Below are 17,138 nucleotides of genomic sequence, written 5' to 3'. Positions count from 1 at the left end.
AGCCTCACTTGAAGTGAGACCCTCATGTTACATGCAGGATGAATCCTCCTGCTGGTGCGTGATTCTATCGCGTTCCATTTAATAGAACCACACGAGAGGACTCGTGCGGTAGTGATGACAAAATGAATGAAGTTATGGATAGTGAAAAAATAGCCTTGTTTGATATGGACGGAACCATTTGTGACTATGTTGGTTCTATGAATTTGGAGTTGGAAAAATTGAGAGCACCCAATGAGCCAATTGTAGATCCGTTTATGGTGGGTGATGCACCCGAATATCAGTATCTATGGGATAGGATGGAGTTGATCAAATCGGATGAGAAGTGGTGGGCCAATTTGCCTAAATACCAATTGGGCTTTGATATTTTTAAGCTGACCAAAGAGTTGGGCTATCACAATGAAATCTTGACCCAGGCACCAAAGAAGAATCCGGCAGCCTTGGCGGGTAAGCTACAATGGATCATCAACAACATAGATGGAGAAATAGAGTTTACCATGACCCGAAATAAAAGCAGGCATTATGGAAAAATATTGGTGGATGACTATCCTGGTTACATCATACCATGGCTAAAGCACCGCCCAAGAGGGCTGGTTGTAATGCCTTTGAATGAATACAACAAGGGATTCACCCATGAGAATGTGGTGGTGTATGATGGCAGCAATATTGATGAGGTGAAGGAGATTATATTGGAGCGAATTGGGTGATTGCTGTTGGGAAATAAATAAAAACTACATATGAGAAGAATAATTGCTTTAAGCATTTTGCTGATTACATCTTGCTTTGTGAAAGCACAGCATGTTGATGTGCCTGCATCGTTCAAATATTTAAAATACATAGAGGTGGATGATGGAATGGGGAATTGTGGTTGGGATCATAACCCAATGTTGTTCTACAATGAGAACATTACCCATTTGATACAAAAACAAGTATTGAAAGGGCATCCATTGTACTACGAAAACGCTGAATATTTTTTCATAACCGATGTAGCAAGAAGCAAGATTGATTACAAGAAGGATGAGTATTTCAGAATTGTTTATGATGGAGGTCCAAGTTGTGATCCAGTGTATTCGATTTATAAGGAAGTGGGTGATAGTTTGATTCGGATTGGAAGCATTCCCTGTTTGGATTTATTTGTTCCTGGCAATGGATATCTGTATTGCAGAGGGCATGCCAATACAACCTATAACAAGCGAAAGAAATACAAGTTGGTAGGCGATCAACTGGAAGAGGTAAAACAACCCTATTATCATGTTGGGATACGAAGTGAGATTGTAGAAAGTATAGTTTTGTATACGGATAAAACACTAAAGGAAGAATTGGCAAAATTGCCAAAAGGAGCAGAGGTTGAGGTGCTATTGAATGAGGATGAAATGTTCCTGGTGAAAACTTCATTTGGTTTGGTTGGCTGGTGGAAACCTGAATCGCTTTATCCTAAAAGTCCGGTGCCTGGTTTGTATTTTCGTGGGGATTAGGAAGTTGAAGTGTTGAATAAAGATTCAATTATCAGTTAAGATTGGATGTTGTGTTCCTACCTCATCCCCCTATTAGGACAGGCTCTCAAGGAGAAGGAAATGGTGAGGTCTTTACATGATGGAATCTAGAAAATTAAAATTCAAGAGTAATTACTGAATGAGTAGAAGTTTAGAAAATATATTAAGAAAGAATCTGGTTAAAGGAAGAGTTTCGAAGGGGAATAAAAAGCTTGATAACCTTATTGTATTCCTGTTTATTCTGGGGATTGCTCTGCTAACCTGCGAAATATACATTTACAGAAAGACATTGATTGAATTGAAAATTCCTTTGATGATTTGGTTAACACCTGGAATTGTTCTAACACCGATATTTTACAACAAGCTGAATGATATCGATGGAATGAAAGCACATTGGAGTCTTCACTACATTTTACATAGCTGCATGACAGGTGCATTCGTATTATTTAGCTTTATGGCAGTGAACTATTTCTTTGCCGATGAGGAAGTTGTAAGCAAGGAGTTTAAAGTGCAAGAAACCGGGAGTTTAGCTGGTGGAAAAGGAAATAGAAACAAAAGATCGCCATACGTAGTCATAAACTATGAAGGAATGGAAAAGCAACTTGTCTTTTCAAATTCGCAAATGGATAAGGTAATGAACTCAAAGTCGGCAGTGCTTAAAGTAAGGAAAGGAAGGTTAGGATTTGATGTGTTGGAAAACTACACGGTGAAATAGGTTGATACAGAATGGTGCAAGTGCTTGGTTGGTGTTTTTACAGAGTTAGAATAGATTTAGTATGTAAATTGAAAATAATTAATAGATGATATGGAATTTAGACAAGAAAATTTTATAACATTTATAAAGAATACAAAGTTGCCTTTTGTGTTTAACTGGCCTTTAAATATTGGATTCCTTATAATTCTTATGATACTCATATTTCAAATTTCTGCAACAAATTTAGCTCAAGATTTGGTCGCAATTTTATTTGTAACCATAGGGTTTGTTGGTATGAAAGTGTTTGTATATGGAATGAATTATAAAATGTTTTCAGCTGGAGGAAAAGCCATAAAACAGCTTAAGGAAAATGAAAACATACTTCTTCAAGATGTGGCTGTATATATCAGGAATTTTGATTTTTACAGCCAGAATAACAAGATGGATATCAGGATTAATAAAGTCATTTATGATTTTAATAGTTCAGATATCGTACTGACAGAAAATACAATAATATTGATGGGGAAAGGATTTGGGATTGGTTTTGTGGGGTATGCGTATCCTGTTGAACTGGTAGTGAATCAATCATTAACTAGTTTGCCACAGGCAAAAATTATTAACTATTTTGAAAGAGGTTCCAGAGTTGAGGTTCATATTAAAGATCGAACCTATAAGAAAATTATAAAAATAGAATTTAAAGAGAAGGTTGAAGTATTAAGCCAATGGCTTTCAAATTTTAAAGATATTATTGGTGATAATGCTAGCTAGTTTAAGTTGAGCAGGTAACTATAAATGGAATAGATTACGTTTTTATATTGGGTAAGTCTGTATTTTTGATACGCTAAGCATGTTTAGCTATCCTTTAAACTTAATCAATGGTAAAGGGAAGTGAATAACATCATCCTGTTTTTTGTGCTATCTTGTAGATAAAGAATCAAACCTAAGATCAAATGCACATTCCCAAACAAATCATATCAGGAGGTCAAACCGGGGTTGATCGTGGAGCTTTATTGGCAGCGAAGGAATTGGGTATTTCCATTGGAGGATGGTGTTCGCCCAATCGGGAAGCGGAAGATGGAAAGATTCCATTGGAATTTGATTTGAAGGAAAGTCCATACGAACGCAGCAATGCAGCAAGTCATGTAGCACGTTCTCTGCGAACCGAATGGAATGTACGTGATTCGGATGCCACACTGATTTTGATGCCCGAAACACATCATCTTGATCCAGGAACGAAGTGGACCATTGATTGTTGTATTGCAATGAACAAGGCTTATTTGATTTGTGATCCGCACGAAAAGGAGAGCAAGTACAATATTCAAAACTGGCTGAAAGAACATGGGCCATCTATACTGAATGTAGCAGGGCCGAGTGAGTCTAATGCTCCGGGAATTCAGAATGCCACAAAGGAACTCTTGAAATTAATTCTTTCTGAGTAAACCAAAACTTAAAATAGATTTCACAATAAGCAAACATCATCAAACTGAAGAAAATAGATATTTGCAATGTACTTATGTCTGATTGAAACAGATAAATCATTAATTAGGTTATTGTTGTTGTAGGAGCTCTCGTTGGGGGCTCTTTTTTTGAGTCGAATAGTTCAACAGTTCAACAGTTCAACAGTCAAAGAGTCGAACAGTCGAATAGTCTAAATAGGGGAATGATTGAAGAGTTTGGGGAGGAGTGTAAAAACCTGTGTTGGAATATCAAAAGTGCTGAAAACCGTACAGTTTAGTGTTCGTTGGTGAACATGTTTGGAGTGATGATTGGAAGGCTGTATTTTACAAATTGTTGATATTTAATGCTAAGTGAAGGCTGGTGTGGTATTTGATAAGAATTACGAATCAAAAACCAAACTTATGATACGAAACTATTTCCTGATTGCCTGGCGCAATTTGCTTAAGCACCGTGCGTTCTCTGTGGTAAATATACTTGGACTTGCCATTGGTATAGCCGCTTGTTTGTTTATTTCCTTGTATGTGAATTATCACAGCAGCTACGACAACTTCTATGATAATGTGGATGACATCTACCGCGTAAGATGGGAACGACACTCTCAGAAAGGTGATGAGATTCGTTTTGCATCTGCTTGTCCTGCTGTAGGAGAAACTTTTCAGGAGGCATTTCCAGAGATTGAATCCGTTGCGCACTGTTACAATGCTCATGGTATTTTTAGCTATAAGGATAAGGTATTTCAGGAAGACAGAGCATATTGGGTAGACAATGAATACCTGAACCTATTTTCCTTTGAGTTTGTAAAGGGAGACAGAGCGAAAGCATTAACTACAGAAAATGCAGTGGTGATTTCGGAAAGTACTGCACGAAAGTATTTTCAAAGAGAGGATCCTGTTGGTAAACTTCTGAAGATGAACAAAGATTTGGCTTTGGAAGTGAAAGGGGTATTTAAGGATAGACCTTCGAATGTACACTGTAAAACCGATGTTTTGATTTCTTACGCAACTTTGTCTCGTCATTATGGTCCGAGGGTTATGAAATCGTGGTTGTACAGTGGTTTCTATACTTACGTAAGATTAAAAAAAGGAAGCGATCCGAAGCTCATCGAGGAAAAGGTGCCGGCACTGCTCGAGAATAAAATCAGTGAAGTGCTGAAGCGATTCCAATTGGAAATGTTTTTTTACTTGCAACCAGTTAAGGACATTCACCTGACCTCTCACTACATGCAGGAGCTGGAAACCAATGGAGATAAAAAGACAGTAAGTTTTCTATACATCATTGCTTACTTCATCATACTGATTGCCTGGGTAAACTTCCTAAACTTGTCAACCATATCCTACATCGGAAGAGCCAAGGAGGTAGGTCTCCGAAAAGTAGTTGGAGCTTCAAGAAGCAAGGTGATCCTGCAGTTTTTATTGGAGTCTTTGCTCATCAATTTGATTGCAGTAGGTCTGGCTGTGATCTTCATAGAGTCGTTCATGTCTGGATTTAAAAACCTAACTGCCATTCCTGTAAAATATAGCATTTGGAATCAAAGCTGGTTTTACTGGAACTTACTGTCCATGCTCTTTATTGGGGTATTCATATCAGGAATGTATCCGGTTTGGGGATTGAACTTTACGGATATGAATAAGATGCTGAAGGGAGAATACCAGGGAAGCAAGTCTGGATTGGTACTTCGAAAAGGACTGGTATTGTTGCAATTTGTGATTTCGATTGTATTGATTGCCGGTACCTTTAGTGTGATGATGCAGTTGAACCACATGCACAAGTTAGATCCGGGTTTCAATAAGGATGATATCATTGTATTAAGTACGCCAATGGTTGGCGATTCCACTTTAATTCACCGAAGAGATGCCTTTCGCGAAGAGTTGAGTCGTCATCCACAGATTAAGTCAGTTTCCTATTCTTCTTATGTACCGGGTGAGGATATCAAATCGAACTTGGGAAGTATTTACCGCGAAGGGGATGAACCAACAGCTAGTAAAAACTACAGGTTGATACAGGTAAACGAGGAGTTCCTGGATTTGTACGAAATGAAAATGCTAAAAGGGAGAAACTTCTCTAAGCTTCATCTTTCGGACAACAAGGCCGTAGTGATAAATGAGAAAGCGGCTTATCATTTGGGATACAAAGATCCAGCGGATGCTGTTGGAGACAATATATTCCTGAGCAGAGAAAAGAAAAAAGTGATTGGTGTGATCAGGGATTATGCACATCAAACTCCAAAGGAAGAACATGAACCTATTATTTTCCATACCCAACCTGGTTTGTTGGGAAGCCTGTCTGTAAAACTGGAAAGTCCGGTTTCCAAGAAACTGATCCATTTTATTGAGGAGAAGTACCAGGATTTATTTGATGGGAACCCTTTTAACTACTATGTGTTGAATGAAGCTTACGAAGCACAATATCAGGATGATATCAGGTTTGGGAAAGTGTTTGGAATATTTGCCTTACTGGGGATCATCATTACTACTTTGGGATTGTTAAGCTTGTCAGCCTTTACAGCCAACCAACGCAAAAAAGAGATCGGAGTTCGTAAGGTTTTAGGCGCAAGTGTTAAAACCATACTGCTGATGCTATCGAAGGAATATTTTAGACTCCTGATTATTGCAACAGTGGTAATGTTGCCATTGTTCTACTTTGGCATCAGCTATTGGTTGAATGGCTTTGCTTCACAAATGGAAATATCAGTATTGCTGTTTGTAGTACCTGTGTTTATTGTGGGAATTATTGCCATTTTAACAGTAAGCTACCAGTCCTACAGAACAGCCAATCTAAATCCGGTTGATTCGATTAAATATGAATGAACAGTCGAATAGTCGAATAGTCGAATAGTCGAATAGTCAAAAGGTAGAATAGTAGCAAGGTAATGTGGTGCAGAAAGCTATTCTCAATCTGTAAAATACAAATAGCAAGCACATAAGTTTGCACGCTTATTATTGTTTTGTACTTTTGAGGCTTGAAATGAGTATATTCTCATTTTGTAGTAGTTAATCAAAAGAAAATAAACGAATGAAGATTGCAGTACCAGTTACCAGTAGCAAACAAGTTGATGGCCATTTCGGACATTGTGAGTTTTATAATATCTATACAATTTCTGAGCAGAACGAGATTGTAGGAAGTGAAATCATGGATTCGCCACAAGGTTGTGGTTGTAAGTCGAACATTGCTCCATTATTGGCAGAAGCTGGCGTTAAGGTAATGCTTGCTGGAGGAATTGGTCAAGGTGCCATTAATGTACTTTACAACAATGGAATTGAGGTAGTTCGCGGATGTTCGGGTAATGCTGATGAATTGGTACAACAATTTATTTCAGGATTGGTACAAGATAGCGGAGAAACATGCAACCACCAGCATGGAGCTGATGGACATTCATGTAATCACTAAAAGAATAAAAGCGAAAATTTGAAGTGTTAATATGTTCGAATCGAACATTGGAAACATGAAAAAATAGTAGTGAATTGCTCCTTTTTTATTCATTTTGTATGAAAAATCATCAGCGCAAAGCTTTGCGAAAAATAAGTTTTGCACGATAAAATTGAATTGAAGCTTACATTTTCATAAAAAACCTGTAAAAATAATAGTGTCAGAAAATCAAGGTGTTATGAAAGTTGTTTAGAATTTAAATTTCGTAAAAACAGGAATTGGGAATCGTAGGATTTGGAAAAAAAAGATTTTTTCACATACATTTGTCGCATAGATTTGTCAGCGTAATCAGATCGAAAGAAAGATTGTAAATGTTCGTTGACAAAATTAAAAACAAACAAAAAAAATTACAACATGCGTTTAAGCACAGTCATTATTATTAACGTCATTATTCTTGTCCTTCTAGGACACAGAACGGGGCTTTGCATGTTTAAGTAAACGAATTTAATTGTTACAAAATATCTAAAGCCTCTTCAAAACGAAGGGGCTTTTTTTTGATCAGGTTATTGTATGTTATCATTTAACGTAGTCATTATCGTCATTATTATTTCTATCGTCATTATTAGAATGAGGATCAGGGAAGACGTGCACACACAATAACTTCGAAGCAAACGAATTTATGAGCGCTCTTCCCAAAAGGAAGGGCGTTTTTTTTTGCTTCGACTGCGCTCAGCACAAGTTTGAAAGCGCTACAAGCAAGAGATTAAGTGAGAACAAACACAAGATAAACGATTTAACTATTAACCGAAATGTATAAGAAACCGTTACGAAGTAATCAAACCACACAGGGCCGAAGAATGGCAGGAGCCAGAAGCCTTTGGCGTGCCAACGGAATGAAAGAAGAGATGTTTGGCAAACCTGTTATTGCTGTAGTAAACTCTTTTACACAATTTGTTCCCGGACACGTTCATTTAAAGGATGTTGGGCAAATGGTAAAGCAGGAGATTGAGAAGTCGGGCTGCTTTGCTGCTGAGTTTAACACCATAGCCATCGACGATGGGATTGCCATGGGACATGACGGCATGTTGTATTCACTTCCATCAAGAGAAGTTATTGCTGATAGTGTGGAGTATGTGTGTAATGCGCACAAGGTAGATGCCATGATCTGTATCTCGAATTGTGATAAAATTACGCCAGGAATGATGATGGCTGCAATGAGGCTGAACATTCCAACTGTGTTTGTATCAGGAGGTCCAATGGAAGCTGGTGAATCGAAAGGTGAAAAGCTTGATTTGGTTGACGCCATGGTAAAAGCCGGAGACGACAGCGTAAGCGATGAGAGATTGCAAGAGATTGAAGAATCTGCTTGTCCAACTTGTGGATCGTGCTCGGGAATGTTCACAGCCAATTCGATGAACTGTTTGAACGAAGCATTGGGATTGGCATTGCCAGGAAACGGAACTGTTTTGGCAACTCATGTGAATCGCAAGCGCCTGTTTATGGATGCTGCAAAGTGTGTTGTTGAGATTACAAATGCCTACTACAAGGATGGAGATGAGAGTGTTTTGCCTAGATCAATCGCAACATTTGAAGCCTTTAAGAATGCGATGACTTTGGATATTGCAATGGGTGGATCAACCAATACAGTTCTTCACTTGTTGGCAATTGCAAGCGAGGCAGAGGTTGAGTTTACCATGAAGCACATGGATGAGCTATCGCGTAAGACACCAAACCTTTGTAAGGTAGCACCAAACTCGGATAAATACTACATCGAAGATGTGAATCGCGCTGGTGGAATCATGAGTATTCTTGGTGAATTGGCAGATGGTGGATTGTTGAATACCAGTGTTGGTAGAGTGGATTACCCGACATTACAGGAAGCCTTGAATGATTACAATCTAAACTCGAAAACGGTTAGCGATAAAGCATTGTCGACTTATCATTCAAGCCCAGGTAGAAAGGGAAGAAACTTGAGTTTTGCATCTCAGGATGAATTCTATACCGATTTGGACGACGACAGAGAAAATGGATGTATTCGAAGCATGGAACATGCTTACACCAAGGATGGTGGACTGGCTGTATTGTTTGGAAATATTGCACCTGACGGTTGTGTTGTGAAGACAGCAGGTGTTGCCGAAGAGGTATTCAATTTTACTGGAACGGCAAAAGTTTTTCAATCGCAAAGAGATGCATGTGAGGCAATTCTTACTAAAAAGATAAATGCTGGAGATGTAGTGGTGATTCGATATGAAGGGCCATCGGGAGGACCAGGTATGCAAGAGATGCTGTACCCAACGTCCTATTTAAAATCCATGGGATTGGGAGCCAAATGTGCACTCATTACCGATGGAAGGTTTTCAGGAGGAACCTCAGGCTTATCCATTGGGCATGTTTCTCCGGAAGCAGCAGCGGGAGGAGCTATCGCACTCATTAAAGATGGAGATCAAATTGAAATCAGTATCCCAAACAGAAGTATCAATGTTTGTATTTCGGATAAGGAACTGCAAGAAAGAAGAGCCGAAGAGGAAGCATTCGGAAAAGAGGCTTATCAGCCAAGAGGCCGAGGCCGAGTTGTTTCGAAAGCACTGCAGGCTTATTCAAAACTAGTCTCCTCGGCAGACAAAGGAGCGATACGACAACTATAAGTTTAAAGGTAAAAGGTAAAAATAAAAGGTAAAAGAATAAAGGAGAATGTCAATCGCATCAGATTCTCCCTTTTAGGGGAGATGTCCGATAGGACAGAGGGGTGTTTTTGGATAAAATAAATACTTTTTATTAAAAGCAAGCAATATGGAAACAGCAGCAAAAGCAGAAAATATCAAGGAGATGAATAATACAGGTGAAACCTTATCTGGGGCAGAAATATTGGTTCGTAGTTTAATACAAGAAGGTGTTGATACCATGTTTGGATACATAGGTGGCGCCATCATGCCTGTTTACGATGCTCTATACGATTATCAGAAAGAACTAAAACATTATATGTCGCGCCATGAGCAAGGAGCAACTCACAGTGCACAAGCTTATGCCAGATTGACTAAAAAACCAGGTGTTTGTTTTACCACTTCGGGACCGGGAGCAACAAATCTTTTGACTGGTTTGGCTGATGCTTATTTGGATTCAACTCCAATGGTTGTAATTACAGGACAGGTTCATAGTGGTTTATTGGGATCGGATGCATTCCAGGAAACCAATATGGTTGGACTTTCGATGCCAGTTACCAAATGGAATTTCCAAATCACAAAAGTGGAAGAGATTGCAGAGGTAATGGCAAAAGCCTTTTACATTGCACGCACAGGACGTCCAGGACCTGTATTGATTGATATCACTAAGGATGCACAGGTTCAGAAAACTGAATACAAGTATGAAAGATGTAAAGGGATTCGTTCGTATCAGCCGGTACCAAAGCTAAATATGGATGAGATATCAGCGGCAGCTGAGTTGATTAATTCTGCCAAGAAACCAATGATACTTGCAGGGCAAGGAATTTTATTGTCGGGAGCAGAGCAGGAGTTGATGGAGTTTGCTGAAAAGACACAAACACCTGTTGCCTGTACCTTATTGGGTTTGTCATCATTCCCTACTGATCATCCATTGTATGTGGGAATGTTGGGAATGCACGGGAACTACGGTCCTAATATGAATACCAATCAATGTGATGTTTTGATTGCCATTGGGATGCGTTTCGATGATCGTGTAACTGGAGATACCTCGAAATATGCCAAGCAGGCAAAAATTGTTCATATCGATATTGATAGATCTGAGCACAACAAAAATATAAGTGTTGATATTCCGGTATTGGCAGACGCCAAGCAGGCATTAACGGAATTGAATAAAGTGGTAAGTGGTTCGGAACGTGAAGAGTGGATGCAGACCTTCAAAGATTATTACCAATTGGAGTATGAAAAGGTAATTGAAAAGCAAACGCACTCCTCTCGTGAGAGAATTAATATGGCTGAGGTAATTGATTGCCTGTCTGAAAAAACCAATGGTGAGGCAGTACTTTGTACAGATGTAGGGCAGCACCAAATGACAAGTGCAAGGTATTACAAGTTCAAGAATCCGAATACACAGGTTACCTCTGGTGGATTGGGTACCATGGGTTTTGGAATGCCAGCAGCAATTGGAGCTCAAATTGCAGATCCAAATGCAACCGTTGTTTCGGTTTCGGGTGATGGAGGTTTCCAGATGACCATTCAGGAATTGGCAGTAATTCGCCAGTACAAATTGCCGGTGAAGTCGATTGTATTGAACAACTCGTTCCTTGGAATGGTACGCCAGTGGCAAGATTTATTCTTTGAACAGCGATTCTCATACACTGAGATGGACAATCCTGATTTTGTGAAAATTGTAGAAGGATATGGAATTAAGGCAAAAAGAGTTAGCAAGCGTGAAGAGTTGCAGGATGCGATTCAGGAGATGCTTGACTTCCCAGGAGCTTTCTTCCTTGAAGTGGTTGTAGAAACAGAAAGTAATGTATTGCCAATGATCGCTCCAGGAGCTGCGGTATCTGAAATGAGACTGGAATAATTAGTAATTAAGAATTAATAATGAGTAATAAAAGAGTGATTATACATCCAACTATTTAATACTAGTTACTAAATGCTAAAGAAAATGAAAGAATATACAATAACGGTTTTTTCCGAAAATAATATAGGATTGTTGAATGAGGTAACCATAGTTTTCTCTCGTCGCAAAATAAATATTGAAAGTCTTACGGTTTCAGAATCTGAAGTTAAGGGAGTGTCTCGATATACCATCGTTGTTTTTTCTGATGAAAAGAAAATTGAGAATGTGGTTCGACAACTGGAAAAAATTATAGGCGTATTTAAGGCGCTTTATTTCGAAGCGGAAGAAATCGTTCATCAGGAAGTGGCACTATTCAAGATTGCCAATTCTCCAAAGTTGAATGGAAATCTTGAAGCTTTGATCAGAAGACAAAATGCAAAGATACTTACAGTAAATCCTGACTTTTTAGTAATCGAGCGAGTTGGATACAAAGCAGAGAATCAGGAATTGTTCAATGAGTTGGAACAATATGGCGTACTGCAGTTTGCAAGATCAGGAAGAGTAGCAGTTTCTTGTCAGAAAAAAGAGTTTACAAGTTATTTGAAAGAGTTATCACACTAATTAAAGCAGGTATAAACCCCTGTAGCATATAGAATATCTAATATTATTTAACCAGAATAAAAAATTAAAAAAATGGCAACAATTAATTTTGGCGGCACAGAAGAACAAGTAGTAACTCGTGAAGAATTTCCATTGGAAAAAGCTCGCGAAGTATTAAAAGAGGAAACCATTGCAATTATTGGTTATGGTGTACAAGGGCCAGGTCAGTCATTAAACCTAAAAGATAACGGCTTTAATGTAATCATTGGTCAGCGTAAAGAATCAAAAACTTGGGATAAGGCCGTAGCCGACGGTTGGGTTCCAGGTGAAACGCTTTTCGAAATTGAGGAAGCTTTAGAGAAGGCAACTATCATTCAATATTTACTATCGGATGCTGGTCAGATTGCTGTTTGGCCAACTGTTAAGAAATATTTGACTCCAGGGAAAGCATTGTATTTCTCGCACGGATTTGGAATCACATATAAAGAACGTACAGGAATTGTTCCTCCTGCAGATGTTGATGTAATCTTGGTTGCACCAAAAGGTTCAGGAACCAGTTTGAGAAGAATGTTCCTGGAAGGTAGAGGTTTGAATTCATCTTATGCAATTTTCCAGGATGCAACAGGAAAAGCTTTCGATAGAGTTGTTGCTTTGGGTATTGGTGTTGGTTCAGGTTACCTGTTCGAGACTACATTCAAAAGAGAGGTGTACTCAGATCTTACGGGTGAGCGTGGTACTTTGATGGGATGTATTCAGGGTATTTTTGCTGCTCAGTATGAAGTTCTTCGTGCCAATGGTCACTCTCCATCTGAAGCTTTCAATGAAACGGTTGAGGAATTGACTCAAAGTTTGATGCCATTGGTTGCAGAGAACGGTATGGACTGGATGTATGCAAATACTTCAACTACAGCACAACGTGGAGCATTGGATTGGTGGAAGCCTTTCCGTGATGCTACCAAGCCAGTTTTCGAAAAACTATACAAAGAAGTTGCTGCTGGTAACGAGGCTCAACGTTCTATCGACTCTAATAGTGAAGAAAACTATCGTGTGAAGTTGGAAGAAGAATTGAAGGAATTACGCGAAAGTGAAATGTGGCAAGCAGGAACTGCTGTTCGTAAACTTCGCCCAGAAAATAATTAGTACAGTTAGTTAGGTAAAGTAGTTATTGTGTGAATGGGAGGGTAAAATGAATTGTTTTTTTACTTTTTCCATTCACATGATCACTCAAAACCAACTCTTTAAAACAGCTTGAAGATCCCATATTTAGACTTGTTGAAATAAGGTTTAATTTAAAGTAAATGAGATGGATATGACTGAAGGTTTAGCGAAAAAAATAAAATTGGATCGCTTTGAATATCGTAGCTTGTTGAGATAAATTGTTTTCTCTCATTCTTATAAGTTCTTAGGTTTGTTGCAGAATAAAAACAACAACTAAAACATTAACACAGAAACAAAAAGATGATGTACGCAAGTTCATTAATTATTGGTTTAATTCTCATTCTTGATCTCATTATTATTAAAAGATCGAGTAGGAAGACTGTGTTATAATCTGAGAAAAATAAAATGATCATAATGCAAAGTTCTTCCAAGATGGAGGAACTTTTTTTTTACAACAAAAACTAACGAAACGGGTGAAAGATTATTGATAGAATAATTTTTTAACAGTTTCACTATTAACCAAGTTATCAAAACACGAAAGAAATGAGTGATAAGTTATTTATTTTCGACACAACATTGCGCGATGGTGAGCAAGTGCCAGGTTGCCAATTGAATACTATTGAAAAGATTGAAGTGGCAAAAACACTTGAGGCATTGGGTGTTGATGTAATCGAAGCTGGCTTTCCGGTTTCAAGTCCTGGGGATTTTCAGTCGGTCGTCGAGATCGCTAAAGCAGTAAGTAATCCAACCATTTGTGCATTAACACGTGCGGTTGAAAAAGATATAGATGTTGCTGCTGAGGCGCTCAAGTTTGCAAAAAGAGGAAGAATCCACACAGGAATTGGAACTTCACCATATCATATCAAATCAAAATTAAATTCGAATCCAGATGAAATCCTTGAACGTGCAGTTCGTGCGGTAAAATACGCAAAGCGATATGTTGAGGATGTTGAGTTCTATGCAGAAGATGCAGGTAGATCGGACAATGAGTATTTGGCAAGAGTGGTTGAGGCAGTAATTGCTGCTGGAGCTACGGTAATTAATATACCAGATACTACGGGCTACTGTTTGCCAGCTGAATATGGAGCCAAAATCAAATACTTGATGGAGAATGTGTCTAACGTTCACAAGGCGATTTTATCAACTCACTGTCACAACGATTTGGGAATGGCAACAGCCAATTCATTGAGTGGTGTAATTAATGGAGCTCGACAGGTTGAGGTAACCATCAACGGTATTGGTGAACGTGCTGGAAATACTTCTTTGGAAGAAGTTGTGATGGCTGTAAAAACACATCATGATTTGCCACTGCATACCGAGATCAATACCAAAGAGATTTATGGAGCAAGTCGTTTGGTATCCTCATTAATGAACATGCCAGTACAGGCCAACAAGGCCATTGTAGGCAGAAATGCTTTTGCTCACTCTTCAGGAATCCACCAGGATGGTGTTTTGAAAAACAGGGAGAACTACGAAATTATTGATCCCGTTGAAGTGGGGATTCAGGAATCAGCAATTGTATTGACAGCTCGTAGTGGTCGTGCAGCTTTGAACCACCACTTGGAGCAAATGGGTTACAATTTGTCGAAGGAAGAATTGGATGATGCCTACTCAAGATTCTTGAACATGGCTGACCAGCGCAAGAATTTGAGTGAGAAAGATCTTGCTGAATTGATGGGCGAGAAGGAGAACCTGGATAAAACGGTAGAGTTGGAATTGTTGCAGGTGGTTTCTGGTAAATCTACTATTCCAATGGCAACGGTTCACCTTAAAATTAAGGGAGAAAGTTGTGCAGCTACTGCCGAAGGAAATGGACCAATCGATGCTTGTTTCAATGCAGTGAAGAAGTTGATCAAACAAAAATTTACACTAGGAGAGTTCTTGGTGCAGGCATTGACTCGTGGAAGTGATGACCTTGGAAAAGTTCACGTTCAGTTGGAACACAATGGTAGGGTAGTATACGGTTTTGGTGCCAATGTAGACATCATTACAGCTTCGGTTGAGGCCTTGGTAGATGCACTTTCGAAAGTGGTATACTAAATCAAATTTCCATGAGATTCCCACTTGAAGTGAGGCTCTCATTAAATAATTTATTAAGCAATGATGAATTAGGAGTATTGCTATCGAGATGAGCTTTTCCCTTTGTAAGGGAACCGGAGCGAAGCGGAGTTCGTGAACACAATTTTAAATTGAGTTTAAGGTGAACAAAATGCCGATAGGCAAAAGGGTGAGTTGTAAAAGCACCCCTCTGACTGTCGCCATCTCCCCTAGAAGGGGAGAAGTCCCAAATCGAACTATTACTATTTGATTCTGTTGTTTTAGAAAATATTAGACAATTGGCAATCTCACCTAAAGTGAGAATACCAAACCCAGAATGAAAAAATAAAATAATAAGCCAATAGCAATCCCGATTACTATCGGGAGCTAAAGGCTAAGAGCTAAAAAGAAATGGAACCAAAAACATTATTTGATAAAGTTTGGGATGCTCACGTGGTTGAGAAGATCGATGGAGGTCCTAGTGTATTGTATATCGATAAACACCTGATACATGAGGTAACAAGTCCGCAGGCATTTGCTGGTCTTGAGGCTCGAGGATTAAAGGTTTTTCGACCAGAAAAAACTGTAGCTACTCCTGATCACAATATTCCAACGGTTAATCAGCACTTGAAAATCGAGGACGACTTATCGAGAAATCAGATAGAAACTTTAACTGCAAACTGTAAGAAGAATGACATTACCCTTTACGGATTGAATCATCCGAAGAATGGTATTGTTCACGTGGTTGGTCCTGAATTGGGGCACACGCAGCCAGGTATGACCATGGTTTGTGGAGATAGCCATACTTCTACACACGGTGCTTTTGGAGCTGTTGCCTTTGGTATTGGTACTTCGGAAGTTGAAATGGTTTTGGCTACCCAGTGTATTCTTCAGCCTAAACCTAAGAAAATGCGCATTACCATTGATGGTGAATTACAAAAAGGTGTTACTGCTAAAGATCTGACCCTATATGTGATTGCTCAATTGGGAACAGGTGGAGCAACCGGATATTTTGTGGAGTATGCAGGATCTGCAGTGCGCAACTTGACTATGGAAGGTAGAATGACGGTTTGTAACATGAGTATTGAAATGGGTGCTCGTGGTGGAATGATTGCACCAGATGAAACCACTTTCGAATATGTAAAAGGTCGTGAGTTTGCCCCTAAAGGTGAAGATTGGGACAAAGCCGTTGCCAAATGGAAAGAATTGAAATCCGATGAAGGTGCTGTATTCGATAAGGAATACACATACAAAGCAGAGGATATTGAACCAATGCTGACTTACGGTACAAATCCAGGAATGGGAACAGGAATCTCTGGTAACATTCCAACAGCAGATGAAGTTGAAGCATCGGAATTGCCTACGTTCAAAAAATCATTGGAATACATGGGCTTTGGATTGGGTGATAAGCTGCTAGGTAAAAAGGTAGACTACGTATTTGTTGGAAGTTGTACCAATGGTAGAATCGAAGATTTAAGAATGTTGGCATCTCTTGTTAAAGGCAAGAAAAAAGCTGATTCGGTAATCGCATGGATTGTTCCGGGTTCTAAGCAAGTGGAAAAGCAAGCTCAGGAAGAAGGATTGGTTGAAGTATTGGAAGAAGCTGGATTTGAATTGCGTCAGCCAGGATGCTCGGCATGTTTGGCCATGAACGATGATAAGATTCCTGCAGGAAAATACAGTGTTTCTACATCGAACAGAAATTTTGAGGGAAGACAAGGCCCGGGATCAAGAACTCTTTTGGCGAGTCCGCTAACAGCGGCAGCAGCTGCAGTTACAGGTGTAATCACCGATCCTAGAGAATTGTTTTAATAAAATATTTACAAATA

Annotated in this window: 13 protein-coding genes; all 13 read left to right on the top strand. The window is 39.1% G+C overall.

The window, feature by feature from the left end; translation table 11 throughout:
* The first annotated feature begins 134 nt into the window (after positions 1–134).
* The gene (locus DF185_RS22240) at positions 135–704 is read left to right on the top strand and encodes a hypothetical protein (RefSeq protein WP_133250128.1); all 570 of its coding nucleotides are present in this window, start codon (positions 135–137) and stop codon (positions 702–704) included.
* Between the two features lie 30 nt (positions 705–734).
* Entirely contained in the window at positions 735–1,472 is a 738-nt protein-coding gene (locus tag DF185_RS22235; protein ID WP_110363837.1) for a hypothetical protein, read from the top strand.
* Positions 1,473–1,629: 157 nt separating this feature from the next.
* On the top strand, positions 1,630–2,205 hold the full coding sequence (locus tag DF185_RS22230) for a hypothetical protein (protein WP_110363835.1): 576 nt from the start codon (positions 1,630–1,632) through the stop codon (positions 2,203–2,205).
* Between the two features lie 90 nt (positions 2,206–2,295).
* Entirely contained in the window at positions 2,296–2,952 is a 657-nt protein-coding gene (locus DF185_RS22225) for a hypothetical protein (protein WP_110363833.1), read from the top strand.
* Between the two features lie 182 nt (positions 2,953–3,134).
* Positions 3,135–3,623, top strand: coding sequence for a putative molybdenum carrier protein (locus DF185_RS22220; RefSeq protein WP_110363831.1), 489 nt, complete (start codon positions 3,135–3,137; stop codon positions 3,621–3,623).
* Positions 3,624–4,043: 420 nt separating this feature from the next.
* The gene (locus DF185_RS22215) at positions 4,044–6,449 is read left to right on the top strand and encodes an ABC transporter permease (protein WP_133250127.1); all 2,406 of its coding nucleotides are present in this window, start codon (positions 4,044–4,046) and stop codon (positions 6,447–6,449) included.
* Positions 6,450–6,654: 205 nt separating this feature from the next.
* Complete coding sequence (locus DF185_RS22210; RefSeq protein WP_110363827.1) at positions 6,655–7,029, top strand: NifB/NifX family molybdenum-iron cluster-binding protein; 375 nt, start codon at positions 6,655–6,657, stop codon at positions 7,027–7,029.
* A gap of 788 nt (positions 7,030–7,817) precedes the next feature.
* Positions 7,818–9,653: a dihydroxy-acid dehydratase gene (gene ilvD, locus DF185_RS22205; RefSeq protein ID WP_110363825.1), complete on the top strand. Its 1,836-nt coding sequence runs from the start codon at positions 7,818–7,820 to the stop codon at positions 9,651–9,653.
* A 145-nt stretch (positions 9,654–9,798) separates the two neighbouring features.
* On the top strand, positions 9,799–11,535 hold the full coding sequence (gene ilvB / locus DF185_RS22200) for a biosynthetic-type acetolactate synthase large subunit (RefSeq protein WP_110363823.1): 1,737 nt from the start codon (positions 9,799–9,801) through the stop codon (positions 11,533–11,535).
* A gap of 84 nt (positions 11,536–11,619) precedes the next feature.
* Positions 11,620–12,135 carry an acetolactate synthase small subunit gene (gene ilvN / locus DF185_RS22195; protein ID WP_243421815.1) on the top strand — a complete coding sequence of 172 codons (516 nt, stop codon included), beginning with the start codon at positions 11,620–11,622 and terminating at the stop codon, positions 12,133–12,135.
* A gap of 72 nt (positions 12,136–12,207) precedes the next feature.
* Entirely contained in the window at positions 12,208–13,254 is a 1,047-nt protein-coding gene (ilvC, locus tag DF185_RS22190; protein ID WP_110363819.1) for a ketol-acid reductoisomerase, read from the top strand.
* A 561-nt stretch (positions 13,255–13,815) separates the two neighbouring features.
* Positions 13,816–15,312 carry a 2-isopropylmalate synthase gene (locus DF185_RS22185; protein WP_110363817.1) on the top strand — a complete coding sequence of 499 codons (1,497 nt, stop codon included), beginning with the start codon at positions 13,816–13,818 and terminating at the stop codon, positions 15,310–15,312.
* Between the two features lie 408 nt (positions 15,313–15,720).
* Entirely contained in the window at positions 15,721–17,121 is a 1,401-nt protein-coding gene (leuC, locus tag DF185_RS22180; protein ID WP_110363815.1) for a 3-isopropylmalate dehydratase large subunit, read from the top strand.
* Positions 17,122–17,138 lie beyond the last annotated feature (17 nt).

The organism is Marinifilum breve, assembly GCF_003202155.1.
GTDB lineage: Bacteria > Bacteroidota > Bacteroidia > Bacteroidales > Marinifilaceae > Marinifilum > Marinifilum breve.
The sequence above is the reverse complement of the archived record's forward strand: the minus strand, read 5'-3'. Positions and strand labels throughout refer to the sequence as shown.

Excerpts from the sequence above, each read along its gene's own strand:
- DF185_RS22225 (WP_110363833.1), top strand. The coding sequence starts at position 2,296 with ATGGAATTTAGACAAGAAAATTTTATAACATTTATAAAGAATACAAAG.
- ilvC (WP_110363819.1), top strand. The coding sequence starts at position 12,208 with ATGGCAACAATTAATTTTGGCGGCACAGAAGAACAAGTAGTAACTCGT.
- DF185_RS22215 (WP_133250127.1), top strand. The coding sequence starts at position 4,044 with ATGATACGAAACTATTTCCTGATTGCCTGGCGCAATTTGCTTAAGCAC.
- ilvN (WP_243421815.1), top strand. The coding sequence starts at position 11,620 with ATGAAAGAATATACAATAACGGTTTTTTCCGAAAATAATATAGGATTG.
- ilvD (WP_110363825.1), top strand. The coding sequence starts at position 7,818 with ATGTATAAGAAACCGTTACGAAGTAATCAAACCACACAGGGCCGAAGA.
- DF185_RS22235 (WP_110363837.1), top strand. The coding sequence starts at position 735 with ATGAGAAGAATAATTGCTTTAAGCATTTTGCTGATTACATCTTGCTTT.
- DF185_RS22230 (WP_110363835.1), top strand. The coding sequence starts at position 1,630 with ATGAGTAGAAGTTTAGAAAATATATTAAGAAAGAATCTGGTTAAAGGA.
- DF185_RS22220 (WP_110363831.1), top strand. The coding sequence starts at position 3,135 with ATGCACATTCCCAAACAAATCATATCAGGAGGTCAAACCGGGGTTGAT.
- DF185_RS22240 (WP_133250128.1), top strand. The coding sequence starts at position 135 with ATGGATAGTGAAAAAATAGCCTTGTTTGATATGGACGGAACCATTTGT.
- DF185_RS22210 (WP_110363827.1), top strand. The coding sequence starts at position 6,655 with ATGAAGATTGCAGTACCAGTTACCAGTAGCAAACAAGTTGATGGCCAT.
- DF185_RS22185 (WP_110363817.1), top strand. The coding sequence starts at position 13,816 with ATGAGTGATAAGTTATTTATTTTCGACACAACATTGCGCGATGGTGAG.
- ilvB (WP_110363823.1), top strand. The coding sequence starts at position 9,799 with ATGGAAACAGCAGCAAAAGCAGAAAATATCAAGGAGATGAATAATACA.
- leuC (WP_110363815.1), top strand. The coding sequence starts at position 15,721 with ATGGAACCAAAAACATTATTTGATAAAGTTTGGGATGCTCACGTGGTT.